The following is a 14,843-nucleotide window of genomic DNA, read 5'->3' as shown; positions in this document are numbered from 1 at the left end:
GCCCGTGCGCCCGGGCGCCGCATAGCCTCGTGCCATGGTGTACCTGATGCTGGCGAGCGCGATCCTGGCCGAGGTGCTGGCCACCACCTCGATGAAGTACAGCGACGGCTTCACCCGGCTGTGGCCCACCCTCGGCACGGTCGCCGGGTACGCCGTCGCCTTCGTGCTCCTGGCCCAGACGCTCAGGACGATGGCCGTGGGCACCGTCTACGCCATCTGGTCGGGCGTGGGCACCGCCGCCATCGCCCTGATCGGGATGGTCTTCATCGGCGAGGCGGTGAACGCCGCCAGGATCATCGGGATCCTGCTGGTCATCGCCGGTGTGGTGGTCCTCAACCTGGGCGGGGGCCACTGACCCGGCCGCCGTCCGGCCGCCCGTCTCCGGCGCGCGCCGTGAACCCCTTTGCCCCCACCGGGCAACAACGGGTGAACGGACCACCGACGCACACCACCGGAACGGGGACCACGTGGCCGATCCACCGGCGGACGACGCCGCCATCATCCGGCAGTCGAGGGAGAGCCCCGAGGCCTTCGCGCTCCTGTACGACCGCTACGCGGCCGACATCCACCGCTACGCGGCGCGGCGGCTGGGCGAGGAGGTCGCCGACGACCTCACCGCCGAGACCTTCCTCATCGCCTTCCGCAACCGCTCCCGCTACGACACCGACCGCGCCGGCGCCAGACCCTGGCTCTACGGCATCGCGGCCAACCTCATCGGACGCCACCGCCGCCGTGAGGTGCGCGCGCTGCGCGCCCTCGCCCGCACCGGCCGCGACCCGGTGGCGGCCTCCTGGACCGACTGGGTCGACGGCGCCGACAGCCGGGTGGCGGCCCAGGCCGCCTCGGCCCGCCTGGCCGGGGCGCTCGCCGGGCTCTCCGGCGGGGACCGGCACGCGCTGCTCCTGGTGGCCTGGGCGGACCTGAGCTACCAGGAGGTCGCCCAGGCGCTGTCCATCCCCGTCGGCACGGTCCGCTCCCGGCTCAACCGGGCCCGCCGCAAGGTGCGCGCCGCGCTCGGCGGCGACCCGACCCTGGCCGCAGACCCCGCGGAGGCAACCAGCCATGGATGAGACGACGGAACTGCGCCGCTTCCGCGCCGATGCCCCCGTGCCGGACCGCGCGCGCCTGGCCCCCGGCAGGCGGCGGCTGCTGGCCGCCGCGGAGCGCGGGAGCGGAACCCGGCGCCGGCGGTGGCGGAGCGACTGGCGGGCGGCCGTCGCGGGGGCCGCCGTCGCGGTCGCCGCGGCGGCGTTCGCCGGCAGCCACCTCACCGGGGCGGACGGGTACGTCGCGGTGCCGCCCGCCGCCTCGCAGCTCCCGGCGGAGGCGGTGTCCGGGGACGCCGCCGCCCTCCTGGAGCGGGCCGCCGCCACGGTGGAGGGCATGGCCGACCCGCGGCCCCGCGACGGCCAGTGGGTCTACCTCCGGACCGTCCACGGCTCGCAGGGCGGGAGCATGGACACCGCTCCCCGGGAGGAGTGGCGCCGCTACGACGACCCCGCGTTCGAGGACGGGCGGCAGGGGGACGACCACTCCCCGCGCGAGCTGTTCCGCTTCCTCACGAGGCTGCCGCCGGACGACCCGGAGGAGGTCCTGGAGCGGATGCGCCGGTTCTACCCCTCGGACGGCGGGGCCCAGCGGGAGGAGGGCTTTGCGGAGCCCGGCCCGGGACCGGCGGAGTCGCGGGAGGCGCACGCCTTCCGCGCCTTCCGCGTACTGGCCGGGGCGTACCCCGTGGCACACGGCGGGCTCGCCGAGCTCTACCGGGCCATGGCGACGGTCGAGGGGGTGGAGGTCGCCGACCGCCTGGTGCGGGACGCGGCCGGCCGGGACGCCGTCGCGCTCTACCTCGACGGGGGGACGGGGGGAGCGGAGGACCCCCGCCGCGAGGAGGTCCTGCTCGACCCGGTCACCTTCACCTACCTCGGGTCCCGTACGACGGTGGTCCGCGACCACACCGAGGACGTCCCCGGAGGGGGCGGCAGGGAGCTGGAGGAGGGCCAGGTGCTCCTCGAGACCGCCGTCGAGCGCCGCGCGCTCGTCGACGCCGAGGGGAAGCGGCCCTGAGGGGCGCCTGCCGCGGCGGGGGCGGACGGGGGGGACGGTGCGTCCGCCCGGTGGGACCGGTTCGCCATCGCGGAGCGTGTCCGGTTAGCGTTTGGCCATGACCGAAGCACCCGCAACCGCCACCCCCGCCACCGGCGCCGTCGCCGCCGGACTCGCCACCGTCACGGCCGACGGGGGGACCGTCCTGGACACCTGGTTCCCCGCCCCCGAGCTGGCCGAGGACGCCGGGCCGTCCGGCACCGAGCGGCTGAGCGCCGAGCGCGCCGCCGAACTGCTGGGCGAGGCCGCCCCGCAGGCGCTGGGACCGGACCCGCTCCGCGGCGTCGAGGTCGTCGCCGTCCGCACGGTCATCTCCTCCCTGGAGGACAAGCCGCTGGACGCGCACGACGCCTACCTGCGGCTGCACCTGCTCAGCCACCGCCTGGTCGCGCCGCACGGCCAGAACCTGGACGGAATCTTCGGCCTGCTGGCCAACGTCGCCTGGACCAGCCTCGGCCCCGTCCCCGTCGACCGGATCGAGCAGACCCGGCTCGCCGCCCGCGCCGCCGGGAAGCAGCTCAGTGTCACCAGCGTCGACAAGTTCCCGCGGATGACCGACTACGTCATCCCCAAGGGCGTGCGCATCGGCGACGCCGACCGGGTGCGGCTGGGCGCCCACCTGGCCTCCGGCACCACGGTGATGCACGAGGGCTTCGTCAACTTCAACGCCGGGACGCTGGGCACCTCCATGGTCGAGGGGCGCATCAGCGCGGGCGTCGTCGTCGGTGACGGCTCCGACATCGGCGGCGGCGCCTCGATCATGGGCACCCTCTCCGGCGGCGGCAAGCAGACCATCTCCATCGGCCGGCGCTGCCTGCTCGGCGCCGAGGCGGGCATCGGCATCTCGCTGGGCGACGACTGCATCGTGGAGGCGGGCCTGTACCTGACGGCCGGCACCCGCGTCACCCTGCCCGACGGCAAGGTCGTCAAGGCGCTGGAGCTGTCGGGCGCGAGCAACCTGCTGTTCCGCCGCAACTCCACCACCGGGGCGGTCGAGGCCCTCCAGCGCTCCGGCTCCTGGGGCGGCCTGAACGCGGCGCTGCACAGCAACGACTGACGCCGTCCGGCCGGGGCGGCCGGGCGACGGCCGCCCCCGCCGGTCCGCGGGCCGCCCCCGCCGCCCCGGACGGAAACCCGGGACCGCCGCCGCCCCCCGGGCGCGGGGCCGTTACCCTTTGCGGCCATGGGCGATCTCATGGCCGGTGTGCGGTATCTGGGGCAGGGTCAGACATGGGTCCTGCGCAACGGGCGGTGGCTCGGGTTCGGGCTGCTGCCCGCCCTCGTCACCCTGGTGCTGTACGCGGCGGCCCTGGCCGTCCTCGCCCTCCGCGCCGACGACCTGGCCGCCTGGGCCACGCCGTTCGCCGACGACTGGGCGTCGCCCTGGGCCGGCCTGCTGCGCGGCACGTTCACCGTGCTGCTGTTCGCGGGCGGGCTGCTGCTGGCGGTGCTCACCTTCACCGCCGTCACCCTGCTGGTCGGCGACCCCTTCTACGAGTCGCTGTCGGAGAAGGTGGAGGAGTCCGAGGGCGGCGGCCCCCAGGGGCCGGAGACGTCGCTGCTGCGGAGCCTGTGGATCTCGCTCTGCGACAGCCTCCACGTCCTGGTGAGGGCCCTGGCCTTCGGCGTGCTGCTGTTCGCGCTGGGGTTCGTCCCCGTCGTCGGCCAGACCGTCGTCCCGGTGGTCGGCTTCGCCGTCTCCGGCTTCTTCCTCACCGTCGAGCTCACCTCGGTCGCCCTGCAGCGCCGCGGGGTCCCCGTCCGGGAGCGGATGCGGCTGCTGCGCGAGCACAAGGCGCTGGCCGTCGGGTTCGGCACGCCGCTGGTGCTGGCCTTCCTGGTGCCGCTGGCCGCGGTCCTGCTGATGCCGGGCGCCGTCGCGGGAGCCACCTTGCTGGTGAGGGGGCTGACCGAGCCCCCCGCGCCCGGCGGCGCCGACGGCGGCCGCGACGGCGGGAAGTCCCGGCCCGCCTCCCCCGGCGCCGGGCCGCACCCGCCGCAGGGGACGCCCGGCGGGCCGGGGCGGCTCTAGCCCGGGCCCGGCGGACCAGGGGCGGTTCCCCCGGGTCGCCCCGCCGGCCGGTCGAGGCGACGTGTCCGGCGGCGGGGCAGCCGGTGAGCCTTGTCGCAGGCGGTGGATACTCTGCGGGAATGAGGAATGCGACGTGGGACGCCCTGGCGGCGACCCCCCTCCCGGAAGTGCGGCGCCGCGCGGCCATCGTGGACGAGCTCGCCGGGGTCGAACCGGTGGCGGTGACCGGCGCACGCCGTCCGGCCTGGAACGACCGCGGCGGCCAGTCCGCGGTCTGGTACTTCGCGGAGGACGGCCGCGTGCTCCTGCTGACGTTCGACCACGAGTCGGAGCTGAACCTGTACGCCGAGGGGGATTTCGCCCTTCAGGAGTCCCTCTACGAGGGCGTTCCCGCATCCCTCGTCGCCCTGGTCCGCGACCGCCCTGAGAACTACGAGTCGCTGAACCTCGCGGACTCCGCGACGGGCCGGACGATCCACTGCGCGGGCGGTGTCTTCTGGTGCGACGGTGCGCGCTGGCACGTGTCCGACGGCCTGGCGGAGTACTGCCGCCGCGAGGACGTGGACCTCTTCGGCGAGTCCGGCTTCGACTACTGCCTGGACGCCTACCGCTTCGGCCGGGACTTCACCCCGGAGGCCATCGTGGCGTTCCGGGGCGAAGACGGCCGGTACGAGGACGAAGAGGAGAAGGAAGCGGACCTGTCCGCCGTCCGCGAGGTCGTCGCCCGGCACGGCTAGGCGGCTTCGTCCGGACCACGGGCGGACCGGGGGAAGGTGCCCGCGATGCGCGGTGCGGCCGGGCGGAGGGCCGCGGTCCTCCCGTGGCGGGTGGCGATGCCGCGCCACCGCTTGAGGCGGCCGGTGCACCGCTCGGCGGTGTCGCGCTGGCGGCGGGCCCCGCGGTCGAGGGCCGGCGGCCACCCCGCTTCGGCGTCCGCTCCGGGAGCAACGGCTCGATCCGCGCCCCCTGTGCGCCGGTCAACGCCGCACCCGGACCAACGACCGACCGGTCCCGGCGAAACCGCCTAGCCCAGGACCCGGCGGAGGGCGTCGGCCAGCCGCGCCGTCAGCTCCCCGTCCGCCGGCAGCAGCGGCGGGCGCACCGGACCGCCCGGCAGCCCCGCCGCCGCGAACAGCGCCTTGACGGCCACCGTGCCGGGTACCTCGGACATCATCGCGTCGACCAGCGGGACGAGGGCCTGGTGGCGGCGGGCGGCCCCGGCGTGGTCGCCGGCGTCGAAGGCGTCCAGGACGCCGCGCACGGCGGGGCCGGCCACGTTGGCGACGGTGCTGACGCAGCCGTGGGCGCCGACCGCGCGCAGCGGCAGGTTCATCTCGTCGCAGCCGGAGTAGTAGACCAGCCCGGTCGAACCCAGGACCTTCGCCGTCTTCATCAGGTCGTAGGCGCAGTCCTTGACCGCGCGGATGCGCGGGTGCTCCGCGAGGCGCAGCAGCGTCCCGGTGGTCAGGGCGGTGCCCTGGCCGGTGCGGGCGGGGATGTCGTAGAGCATCACCGGCAGGGCGGTGGCGTCGGCGACGGTGGCCAGGTGGCGGGCGACGGCCTCCTGGGTGGGGCGGGAGTAGTACGGGGTGACGACCAGCAGGCCGTGGGCGCCCGCCTGCTCGGCGGCCCGGGCCAGTTCCACCGAGTGGCGGGTGTCGCTGGTGCCCACGCCCGCCACGATCCGGGCCCGGTCGCCGACCTCCTCGGCCACGGCCCGCACCAGCGCCGTCTTCTCCTCGTCGGAGGTGGTCGGGGACTCGCCGGTGGTGCCGTTGAGCACCAGCGCGTCGCAGCCGCCCCGGTCCACCAGGTGGGCGGCGAGCCGCCGGGCACCGGGGAGGTCCAGGGCGCCGGAGGGGTCGAACGGGGTGATCATGGCGGCGGCGACGCGGCCGAAGGGGGATGCGGACATGGGGGTGAGTCTCGCCCACGGGGAAGCGGCCGGTCCAGCCGGTCCCGGTCCCGGCCGCCGCCGGTGCGGCCGTGCCGCCCCCCGGTCGGAGGGCGGCACGGCCGGAGGGCCCGTCAGGGACGGAAGCGGATCACCTGGGGGTCGTGGTCGCTGGCCTGGTCGGCGAACTCCGCGTTGACGTGGACGATGTCGTAGTCGAAGCGGCGGATGCCCGGTGAGACCAGGGTCTGGTCCAGCACCTGGGAGTTGCCGTCGAAGACGTAGGTGTAGCGCTCGGACTCCGGCAGCGAGAGCACCGCGTTGCGCAGCGCGCCGCCCGCGGTCAGCTTGCGGGCGGTGGCGGAGAACTCGAAGTCGTTGATGTCGCCGAGCACGACCACCTTGGCCCGGCGCTCCACCGCCAGCACCTGCCGCACGAAACGGTTGACCGCCTCGGCCTGGCGGTGCCGCTGGACCTCGGAGGACCGCTCGGGCGGCTGGACGGCCGCGTGCAGGGACTGGTCGCCGCCCTTGGAGGCGAAGTGGTTGGCGACCACGATGACGGTGCGGCCGCGGAAGCGGAACTCGCCGGCCAGCGGCTTGCGGCTGTCCTCCCAGGCGGTGTCCTGCGGTGCGATCCGGCCGGGGGAGTGGGTGAGCACGGCCCGGCCGCGCTCGCGCGCCACGCCGACCGCCGTGGCCGCGTCCGCACCGGGCCGGTCCACGAAGGAGACCCGGTCGGGGTCGAAGAGGAAGACGGTGCGGATGTTGCCGCCCGGCTGCCCGCCGTCGGCGCCGTCGACCGGGTCGATGGAGCGCCACGCGTAGCGGGGGCCGCCCGCGGCGGCGATGGCCTCGACGAACCGCGTCAGCGTCCGGCCGGCGGAGACCGTCCCGTCGTCGGTGGGGCCGTTGTCGTCCTGGATCTCCTCCAGGGCCAGGATGTCGGGGGAGGCGAGGTTCTCCACCACGCCCCGGGCCAGCCGGTCGAACTTCTCCTGGCCGTTGCCGGGGTGGAGGTTCTCCACGTTGTAGGTGGCGACGGCCAGTTCGCCCCGGTGCTGGCGGCGGGTGCGCTCGCGCTGCAGGCCCCGGTCGGTCACGGTGCCCATCTCGCGGGCGGCCACCAGGTAGCCGCCGTACTGGTCGTAGTCGAGGGGGCCGGTGGTCGGCCCGGCGAGCACGTCACCGGTGTTCGCGGTGGGGAAGGGCCGCTGGGCCAGCGGGACGAGGGACTCGACCTTGACGCGGCCGGGGTTGGGCCGGTCGTAGCCGCCGTAGACGGTGCCGCCGCGCCGCGTGGGGTTCTGCCGGGGCTCGACGGTCACCCACAGCTCGGCGTGCTCGGTGCTGGGGGCGACCACGCGGGCGTCGGCGACCCGGACGTCCATGCCCTCCAGCGACTCGTACAGGTCCAGCGCGTAGCTGCCGGGCCGCAGCTCCAGGTCCTCGATGCGGCCGCCCGCGGCCGGGTCGCCTTCGGGGGCGTAGGCGTCGGGGACGGCGGCGGCGTCCAGGACGACCGGGGCGGGCAGCGCGTGGCCGGAGGAGACCACGGCGACCTGGGGCCGGGTGATCTGGGTGATCGTCTGGTTGCCGGAGGAGGCGCCGCCCGGACGGTACTCGTCGACCGTGCCCGAGACCCTCACCAGGTCGCCGACGGAGACGGCGGGGGCCGAGCCGGTGTAGACGAAGACGCCCTCGCTGGTGGCCGGGTCGGCGTCGGGCGCGGTGTCCTGGATCCAGAAGCCGCGCGATCCGTAGGTGCGGACGCCGGTGACCACGCCGGAGACGTCCGACACCCGCGTGCCGTCCAGGGGCGAGAGGCGGGTGCCGCCCTGGATGTCGTGGATGCGGACCGCCCCGTCCGCCCCCGCCCCGCCGGAGGGCTCCGCCGCCGAGGCGGGGACGGCCAGCAGGGTCGAGGTCAGCGCGGCGACGGTCAGGGCGGCGGTGCGGGCGGTGCGGGCCGCCGGGGATCTGCTCAAGGGGTCCCTCCGGGACGGGGCTGGAGTGGAAGGGGCGGCGTGGGGGAGGAGCGGCGGTGCCGTTCCGGCCGCCCGGCCGGTGGTGCCGGGGAGAGCGGTCACACGGTCCTGCCGTGTGTTTCTCTACGCGCGTAACGTGCCGTCCTGGTCAGGTGCTTGTCAAGGAAGGGGAGCGGTACGGAGGCGGAAGACCCGGTGAACCGGACGGCCGGGGCGGAAGCGGTCTACGCTGGGCAGCGCCCCCCGGCTCTTGCCGCTCGTCCCGCCGACCCATCGAGGAGCACGCCCCCATGACCGGTGACGACCGCCCCGCCGCGCCGCCCGTACGGCTGCCCGCGGAGGCCGAGTTGGCGCGGGAGGCCCTCGCCGCACCGCTGCTCTCCCACGCGACCCGGCTCGCACGCTGGGCGCAGGAGGGTGTCCGGGTCGGCGCCGGGGGCGAACTGCCCGACGGGCGGCTGGCGGAGGCCGCCGCGCTCCTCGGGCTGGACGGGGAGGACGAGGAGGCGCAGGAGCACGCGGCGCGCGCGTGGGACCTGGCCGTCGACACCGGGCTGCTGGAGGTCCGCGAGGACGACGGCGCCGGGGACGGCGCCGGCACCGCCGTCCCCGGCGAGGAGCTGGCCCTGCTCACCCGGGGCAGCCCCGCCGACGTGCTGGACCTCTGGCTCGACGGCCTGGAGGCGGTCCTCGCCGAGGCGGCCGTCCCCGGCCTGGAGGACCTGCTCGGCGAGGACGGGCGCCTCGACCCCGCCTCCCTCGACCCCGGCGCGCTCGACCTCGACGCGCTCGACTGGGACCCGGAGGAGGAGGCCGACCTCCTCGACGGCGCGCTGGCCAACCTCTACCTGCTGACCGCCACCGACCCCGCCGTGGAGGCCGGGGCCATGGTGCCGCTGCCGGTGCTCGCCGCCTCGATGGTCGTCCCCGAGGGCATGGAGCACCCCACCGACGACGTCCTGGAGGAGGTCTCGGAGGTGATGGTCCGGCTGGACGAGCAGTTCCGGCTGCTGGAGCCGGCCGGCATCGTCGTGCACCACCCCATGGACGACGCCCTGGCCGAGGAGGCCGACGGGGCCGGAGCCGAGGACGGGGACGGGGACGGGGACGGCCCCCGGCTCCCCGACGAGGAGGAGGTGGCCCGCTACGGCATGGTGCGCCTCACCCCGCTGGGCCTGTACGGCGTGCGGCGGCGGATGCTGGAGGCGGGCGTCCACGCCCCGGCCGTGGGCGACCTCGCCGGGGAGGACGCCCGGACCCTGCTGGACGCGCTCCCCGGGCACGGCGAGGAGGCCGCCCGGACCGAGATCGAGCTGTGGCTCGCCCGGCGCGCCCCGCTGGAGGCCGCCCGCGAGCTGCTGGCCGCCGCCCGCGGCGACGACCGGCGGGCGCCCGGCCGCCGCCTGGCCTGCCAGCAGGCCCTCTCGCTCGTCGGCGCGGAGGCCGAGCCCGCCCTGCGCGAGGTCCTCGACGACGGCCACCTGGGCGGGCTGGCCCGGGTGTGGCTCTCCGAACGCGGGCTGGCCGACGTGCCGGCGCCCTCCGAGGAGATGGTGTTCTGGCTGACCGTCGACACCCTGGCCGCGCAGCTGTCCGTCCGGCAGGGCGGGGACGGCTCGCAGGAGCTGCGCGAGCTGGTGCGCGGTCTGGTGGACCAGCACAGCGGCTTCTTCGACAAGGCCTGGCGCGTCGACCACCCGGCCACCGGGGAGGTGCTGGAGGCGATGAGCCGCGTCCACCCCGACCGGCGTGCCGCCAAGGACGCCCGCAAGGCGGCGTACAGGGCGAGGTCGCGCGGCTGAGCCGCCCGGTTCGCACGCCGTTCAACCCCCGTTCTCCGCGGGGCGGGATCGTGGCCGTCGCCGTGCCATCGCCCAGAGCGGACGGGAGAGACGATGCCGACCACGCCGACCATGCCGAAGGATCCGACGGGGCCGACCGGTCCGGCGGGGCCGCCGGGGGACGCGGGAGCGACCGGGCCCGCCGGTGGAGCCGGCCGCGGGCGCCCGTCCCGGCGCACCGTGGTGGCCGGCGCCGGGATCGCCGTCACCGGCGCCGCCGCCGGCATCCTGGCGGGCACCTCGGGGGCGTCGGGAGTCCAGGGCGGCGGGGGCCGGGACCGGGGGGAGCCGGGCGAGGAGCGCCGGGCGCGGGGCTACGGGCCGCTGCTGCCCGACCCCGACGGGGTGCTCGCCCTGCCCGCCGGCTTCTCCTACCGCGTTCTGACCCACTGCGGCGTCACCCGCCTGGAGAGCGGCGAGCACACCCCCGCCAAGCACGACGGCACCGCGGCCTTCGACGGCCCCCGCGGCCGGACGCTGCTGGTCAACAACCACGAGCTGAAGGGCCCGCGGAGCGACTGGGAGTTTCCCGTGCCGCTCGCCGAGGGGCTGGTCTACGACCCGGCCGCCGCGGGCGGCTGCACGGTCGTGGAGGTCTCCCGGGACGGGGAGAAGCTCGCCGAGTGGGTCGGCCTCGCCGGCACCTCCACCAACTGCGCGGGCGGGGCGACCCCCTGGGGCACCTGGCTGACCTGCGAGGAGAACTCCGACCGGGCCGGCGAGAGGGGCATGACCCGCGACCACGGCTACGTCTTCGAGGTCGACCCCCACGACCGGCGGGCCAACCGCGACCCGCAGCCGATCAAGGCACTGGGCCGCTTCGACCACGAGGCCGTCGTCGTGGACCCGGCGCGCGGCCACATGTACCTGACGGAGGACGACTCCGACCCCAACGGCCTGCTGTTCCGCTGGGTGCCGCCGAAGGGCTTCCGGCACGGCCGGGGGCGGCTGCGCACGCTCGCCGACGACGCCGGCACCCTCCAGGCGTTCCGCTGCTTCGACTCCGGCGGCCGGTTCGTCGACGACCTCTCCCGCGCGGTGCGGCCCGGCACGGTCTACGGCGTGGACTGGGTGGACGTCCCCGACCGCGACGCCCGCGAGGTGCCCGTCCGCCGGCAGTTCACCGGGAGCGAGGTCACCCGCGCCCGCAAGCTGGAGGGCATGTGGTGGGCCGACGGCGGCGCGTACGTGGTGGCCTCCTACGCCCGTGACGACGACAGCCCGGGGCAGCCGCACGACGGCCAGGTGTGGTTCTACGACCCCCGCCGCCGCACCCTCACCCTGAAGCTGCGCTTCGGCGCCCACCGCGACCCGCTGGCCCCCGGAAGCCCGGACGGGCCCGACAACATCACCGTCTCGCCGTACGGCGGAGTGATCATCGCCGAGGACGGCGAGGGGTTCCAGCACCTGATGGCCGCCGACGACCGGGGCCGGGTCTTCCCCGTGGCCCGCAACGAGGTGAACATCGGAACGGAGGAGGAGCCGGAGTACAGCGAGTTCGCCGGGGTGTGCTTCTCGGGCGACGGCAGGACGCTGTTCGCCGGGATCCAGGACCCGGGCATCCTGCTGGCGATCACCGGCCCCTGGGAGAGGCACCGGGAGCGCTGAGGCGCGCGGCCGCGGCCGGCCGCGCGCCCTCGTACACGGGGAAGGGCCGGCGGGGCGATCGCCCCGCCGGCCCTTCCGTCTGCGCTGGTGCGCCGTCTCATCGGGTGCCGCTCACGCGGCCGTGGTCACCCCGGCCCGCCCGGCCGCCCGCCACGCAGCCCGCAGCCGGTCCAGCTCGGCCAGCTCCGCACGGGACCAGGGACGGTCGCCGTGGGCGCGCACGAAGGCGCGGAGCGCCTCGTTCGCCTGTGCGGGAGTCTGACGCTGGGGGCCCGGATTTCCCTGCTCGGAAGTGGTGGACATAGGACCAGAGTAGGGGCTGGGTATGACAACGGCAGGTCCCTTTACTTCCCCTCCCCCCGCTTGGTTCAAACATCAATCTCACCGCAAATGACCGAAATCGCCGTTGACCTGGGAACTCTCCGCTCGGGGCGGGGAGTTGACGGCGCTTTCCCCGCCGGCCGGTGCGACGGATATCACGCCGGCCGGCCGCCGGGACGGGCCCTCACGCCATGCCCCGGCGTCCTTCACCGCTCCTCCGCGCTCCGGTCACACCGCCCGCTCCTCCCGGCCCGGACGGCTACAGGGCCGCTCCGCCCGGCTTGACCATGCCGCGGACGGTGCGGGAGTCGACGTACTCCCCCAGGGCCGTCATCTCCCACTCGCCCGAGTACTGGCGGACCAGCTTGCACATCAGCACGCCCGTGTGGGGCCCGGAGTCGGTCAGGTCGAAGCGGACCAGCTCCTCGCCGGTGGCGGCGTCCAGCAGTCGGCAGTACGCCTTGGCGACCTCGGTGAACCTCTGCCCGGAGAAGGAGTTCACCGTGAACACCAGGCCCGTCACCTCGGGCGGCAGGCCGCCCAGGTGGACGGTGATGCTCTCGTCGTCCCCGGCGCCCTCGCCGGTGAGGTTGTCGCCGGAGTGCTGGATCGTCCCGTTCAGGATGGCGAGCCTGCCGAAGTAGCAGTTGTCGATCTTCTTGCGGCGGGCGTCGTAGGCGATGACCGAGGCGTCGAGGTCGACGTCCTTGCCGCGGAAGGCGGGCTCCCAGCCCAGGCCCATCCGCACCGAGGACAGCAGCGGCCTGCCGCCCTTGACCAGGGAGACCGTCTGGTGCTTGCGGAGGTCGACCCGGCCCTTGTCCAGATTGATCTTCCCGCTCCCGGGTGCCGCCGGTGCGGGAGGCGCCGGTTGCGCCGAGGGCGCCGAGGGCGCCGGGGGCGTCGGGGGCGCCGGGGGCGCTGCCGGTGCGGGAGGCGCCGGGGGCGCGGCGGAGGCGGCGGGCTCCTCCACCGTCACCCCGAAGTCGGTGGCGATGCCGGCCAGTCCGTCGGCGTACCCCTGGCCGACCGCGCGCACCTTCCAGGCGCCGCTCCGCCGGTAGACCTCCACGACGACCAGGGCCGTCTCCGGCCCCAGCCGGGGCGGGGTGAAGGTGGCCAGCACCGCGCCGCCGTCCGCGTCGCGGACGGTCGCGGTGGGCTCGGTGCCGGCGAACGTCGCCCCCGGGGCGTCGAGGCTGGCCGTCACCACGATCTTCTCGACGTCGGCGGGCACCGCCGCGGTGTCCACGGTGATGGTGTCGTGGCCGCCGGCGGTGCCGTGGGCGACGCCCGGCCCGGACGGCTGGTTGTAGAAGACGAAGTCGTCGTCGGAGCGCACCTTGCCGTCGGCGCCGAGCAGCAGCCCGGAGACGTCCAGCCGCACCGGCGCGGTGACGTCCACCGCCACGCGCGGCACGGGCAGGGGGAGGTTCGAACCGGGGGTCATCGCAGTCATGGTCCGATTAACGGACGCCGGGGCTTTGCGGTTCCACGACCCGGGCGAGCCCGGCGTGTCGCTGCGCCGCCCGCCCGGCCCGGGCCCGCCGGACACCTCCCGGGAGAGGATGCGGTGTCCTGGCTGCTGAACCCTGTTCACATACAGGTCCGCGGTCGGTAGGTTCTGATGGTTCGCCGGGGCGCTGCGGCCCTCCCACCTCAGCCAAGCGGGGAGCCGGGGAGAGCGGTGGTCCGGGGCTGTTCACGGACACGCACGTCCGGCACCATCATGGCGGTTGCCGGCCGCCTGCTCCCGCCGCCCCCGCGCCCCGGCCCCGACCCCTTGTTCCTCCAGCCGCCAAAGGAGCCTGCCCGATGCGCGCATCCGCCTTCGTCTACCCCTGGGACGTCGTCGGCGACCCGGACGCCGCCCGCCGGATCGCCGACCTCGGCGTCCGGCAGGTCACCCTCGCCTCCGCCTACCACTCCACCCGGGCGCTGACCCCGCGCCACCCGCGCCACCGGATCGTCACCGCCCGGCACTCCGCCGTCTACCACCCGCTGGACCCGTCCCGCTGGGAGGACGCGGCCCCCGGGGTCCCGCGCCCTCGCCCGCAGGAGTGGACGGCGGGCGACGACCCCTACGGCGAGGCCGCGGCCGCGCTCGCCGGCGCCGGGCTGGAGGTGCACTCCTGGGTGATCCTCGCCCACAGCACCCGGCTCGGCGAGGAGCACCCCCACCTCACCGTCCGCAACGCCTACGGGGACCGCTACCCGTGGGCGCCGTGCATCGCCAGGGAGGAGGTGCGGGCGTACGCGGTGCGCCTCGCGGCCGACTCCGCCGTGCGTCCCGGCGCGCGCGGCACCGAGCTGGAGTCGTGCGGATGGTACGGGCTGCCGCACCTGAGCGCCCACGACAAGACCGGCGGGGTGCGGCTCGGCGGCGCCGGGCAGTACCTGATGTCGCTGTGCTTCTGCGAGGTCTGCGAGGCGGGCTACGCCGCGCACGGCGCCGACCCCGGCCGGCTGCGGTCGGCCGTGACCGCGGCGCTGGAGCCGCTGTGGACGGGGGAGCGCGAGGAGCGCGCCGCGAACCGCCGGCAGGAGTGGGAGGAGGTGGTGGAGCTGCTGGGGGAGGAGCTCGCGAAAGCCGCCTCGGCCTGGCGCGACCGGACGGCAGGCGCTTTCCAGCAGGAGGTCGTCCGTGCCGTCCGCGCCGCCGCCCGGGACCGGGGCGCCGGGGAGTTCCGGGTGCTGCTGCACGCCGATCCGGCGCCCCACCGCTGCGGCGCCAACGTCGGCGTGGACCCCGCCGGCGTGCTCGGCCTGGCCGACGGCGTGGTGCTGCCCTGCACCGGGAGCGACGCCGAACGCACCGACGTGATCTCGCCGTTCCTGCCGCACCGCACGGCCTCCACCGTGCTCGCCGCCAACCTCACCGTGGTCTCCGGCATGGGCGGACGGCCCCGGGAGCTGGCCGAACACGCCATCCACGCCCGGGAGTCGGGGGCGAACGAGCTGCGCCTGTACCACGCCGGGCTGGCCGGCGACGCCGACCTGGCGGCCGTCCGCACCGCGCTCTCCCGGCTCGGCTGACCCCCGTCCGGCCGCGC

At 75.9% G+C, this 14,843-nt stretch carries 13 protein-coding genes; 9 read left to right on the top strand and 4 right to left on the bottom strand.

Annotation, left to right across the window (positions count from 1 at the left end; genetic code table 11):
- The first annotated feature begins 34 nt into the window (after nt 1–34).
- The 6 genes from ACFSJS_RS26975 to ACFSJS_RS26950 all read left to right on the top strand — a co-directional run bounded on the left by ACFSJS_RS26975 (nt 35) and on the right by ACFSJS_RS26950 (nt 4,875).
- Nucleotides 35–355, top strand: a complete 321-nt coding sequence (locus ACFSJS_RS26975; RefSeq protein WP_380904944.1) for a DMT family transporter — start codon at nt 35–37, stop codon at nt 353–355.
- 112 nt (nt 356–467) lie between these two features.
- Complete coding sequence (locus tag ACFSJS_RS26970; protein WP_380904942.1) at nt 468–1,070, top strand: RNA polymerase sigma factor; 603 nt, start codon at nt 468–470, stop codon at nt 1,068–1,070.
- Nucleotides 1,063–2,067 (top strand): CU044_5270 family protein, encoded by a 1,005-nt coding sequence (locus ACFSJS_RS26965; protein ID WP_380904940.1) that lies wholly within the window; start codon nt 1,063–1,065, stop codon nt 2,065–2,067. The genes ACFSJS_RS26970 and ACFSJS_RS26965 overlap by 8 nt, the downstream gene beginning before the upstream one ends.
- Nucleotides 2,068–2,164: 97 nt before the next feature.
- Nucleotides 2,165–3,163 (top strand): 2,3,4,5-tetrahydropyridine-2,6-dicarboxylate N-succinyltransferase, encoded by a 999-nt coding sequence (gene dapD / locus ACFSJS_RS26960; protein WP_380904938.1) that lies wholly within the window; start codon nt 2,165–2,167, stop codon nt 3,161–3,163.
- Nucleotides 3,164–3,289: 126 nt separating this feature from the next.
- A complete protein-coding gene (locus tag ACFSJS_RS26955) occupies nt 3,290–4,138 on the top strand; it encodes an EI24 domain-containing protein (RefSeq protein WP_380904936.1) in 849 nt (282 codons plus the stop codon).
- Nucleotides 4,139–4,257: 119 nt separating this feature from the next.
- Entirely contained in the window at nt 4,258–4,875 is a 618-nt protein-coding gene (locus tag ACFSJS_RS26950) for a hypothetical protein (RefSeq protein ID WP_380904934.1), read from the top strand.
- A gap of 287 nt (nt 4,876–5,162) precedes the next feature.
- On the opposite strand, the gene dapA is transcribed toward ACFSJS_RS26950, so the two are convergent.
- The gene (gene dapA / locus ACFSJS_RS26945) at nt 5,163–6,053 is read right to left on the bottom strand and encodes a 4-hydroxy-tetrahydrodipicolinate synthase (RefSeq protein WP_380904932.1); all 891 of its coding nucleotides are present in this window, start codon (nt 6,051–6,053) and stop codon (nt 5,163–5,165) included.
- A gap of 113 nt (nt 6,054–6,166) precedes the next feature.
- Nucleotides 6,167–8,020 carry an endonuclease/exonuclease/phosphatase family protein gene (locus ACFSJS_RS26940; RefSeq protein WP_380904930.1) on the bottom strand — a complete coding sequence of 618 codons (1,854 nt, stop codon included), beginning with the start codon at nt 8,018–8,020 and terminating at the stop codon, nt 6,167–6,169.
- Between the two features lie 290 nt (nt 8,021–8,310).
- Here ACFSJS_RS26940 and ACFSJS_RS26935 point away from each other — a divergent pair, with 290 nt between their 5' ends.
- On the top strand, nt 8,311–9,822 hold the full coding sequence (locus ACFSJS_RS26935) for a hypothetical protein (RefSeq protein ID WP_380904928.1): 1,512 nt from the start codon (nt 8,311–8,313) through the stop codon (nt 9,820–9,822).
- A gap of 93 nt (nt 9,823–9,915) precedes the next feature.
- The gene (locus ACFSJS_RS26930) at nt 9,916–11,469 is read left to right on the top strand and encodes an alkaline phosphatase PhoX (protein ID WP_380904926.1); all 1,554 of its coding nucleotides are present in this window, start codon (nt 9,916–9,918) and stop codon (nt 11,467–11,469) included.
- Nucleotides 11,470–11,580: 111 nt separating this feature from the next.
- On the opposite strand, the gene ACFSJS_RS26925 is transcribed toward ACFSJS_RS26930, so the two are convergent.
- Together ACFSJS_RS26925 and ACFSJS_RS26920 are read right to left on the bottom strand one after the other, a co-directional pair.
- On the bottom strand, nt 11,581–11,772 hold the full coding sequence (locus tag ACFSJS_RS26925) for a hypothetical protein (protein WP_380904924.1): 192 nt from the start codon (nt 11,770–11,772) through the stop codon (nt 11,581–11,583).
- 277 nt (nt 11,773–12,049) lie between these two features.
- Nucleotides 12,050–13,240 (bottom strand): TerD family protein, encoded by a 1,191-nt coding sequence (locus ACFSJS_RS26920; RefSeq protein ID WP_380904972.1) that lies wholly within the window; start codon nt 13,238–13,240, stop codon nt 12,050–12,052.
- A gap of 365 nt (nt 13,241–13,605) precedes the next feature.
- On the opposite strand from ACFSJS_RS26920, the gene ACFSJS_RS26915 reads away from it, so the two are divergent.
- Nucleotides 13,606–14,826, top strand: a complete 1,221-nt coding sequence (locus ACFSJS_RS26915; protein WP_380904922.1) for a hypothetical protein — start codon at nt 13,606–13,608, stop codon at nt 14,824–14,826.
- The last annotated feature ends 17 nt before the right edge of the window (nt 14,827–14,843 follow it).

The organism is Streptomyces desertarenae (genome assembly GCF_042681365.1).
Taxonomy (GTDB): domain Bacteria; phylum Actinomycetota; class Actinomycetes; order Streptomycetales; family Streptomycetaceae; genus Streptomyces; species Streptomyces desertarenae.
Note: the sequence above shows the minus strand (reverse complement) of the source record. Positions and strands in the feature narration are given on the sequence as shown.

Bases quoted from the DNA above. Each gene is read 5' to 3' on its own strand.
- ACFSJS_RS26975 (WP_380904944.1), top strand. From the start codon at position 35: ATGGTGTACCTGATGCTGGCGAGCGCGATCCTGGCCGAGGTGCTGGCC.
- ACFSJS_RS26965 (WP_380904940.1), top strand. From the start codon at position 1,063: ATGGATGAGACGACGGAACTGCGCCGCTTCCGCGCCGATGCCCCCGTG.
- dapD (WP_380904938.1), top strand. From the start codon at position 2,165: ATGACCGAAGCACCCGCAACCGCCACCCCCGCCACCGGCGCCGTCGCC.
- ACFSJS_RS26955 (WP_380904936.1), top strand. From the start codon at position 3,290: ATGGGCGATCTCATGGCCGGTGTGCGGTATCTGGGGCAGGGTCAGACA.
- ACFSJS_RS26950 (WP_380904934.1), top strand. From the start codon at position 4,258: ATGAGGAATGCGACGTGGGACGCCCTGGCGGCGACCCCCCTCCCGGAA.
- dapA (WP_380904932.1), bottom strand. From the start codon at position 6,053: ATGTCCGCATCCCCCTTCGGCCGCGTCGCCGCCGCCATGATCACCCCG.
- ACFSJS_RS26935 (WP_380904928.1), top strand. From the start codon at position 8,311: ATGACCGGTGACGACCGCCCCGCCGCGCCGCCCGTACGGCTGCCCGCG.
- ACFSJS_RS26930 (WP_380904926.1), top strand. From the start codon at position 9,916: ATGCCGACCACGCCGACCATGCCGAAGGATCCGACGGGGCCGACCGGT.
- ACFSJS_RS26925 (WP_380904924.1), bottom strand. From the start codon at position 11,772: ATGTCCACCACTTCCGAGCAGGGAAATCCGGGCCCCCAGCGTCAGACT.
- ACFSJS_RS26920 (WP_380904972.1), bottom strand. From the start codon at position 13,240: ATGACCCCCGGTTCGAACCTCCCCCTGCCCGTGCCGCGCGTGGCGGTG.
- ACFSJS_RS26915 (WP_380904922.1), top strand. From the start codon at position 13,606: ATGCGCGCATCCGCCTTCGTCTACCCCTGGGACGTCGTCGGCGACCCG.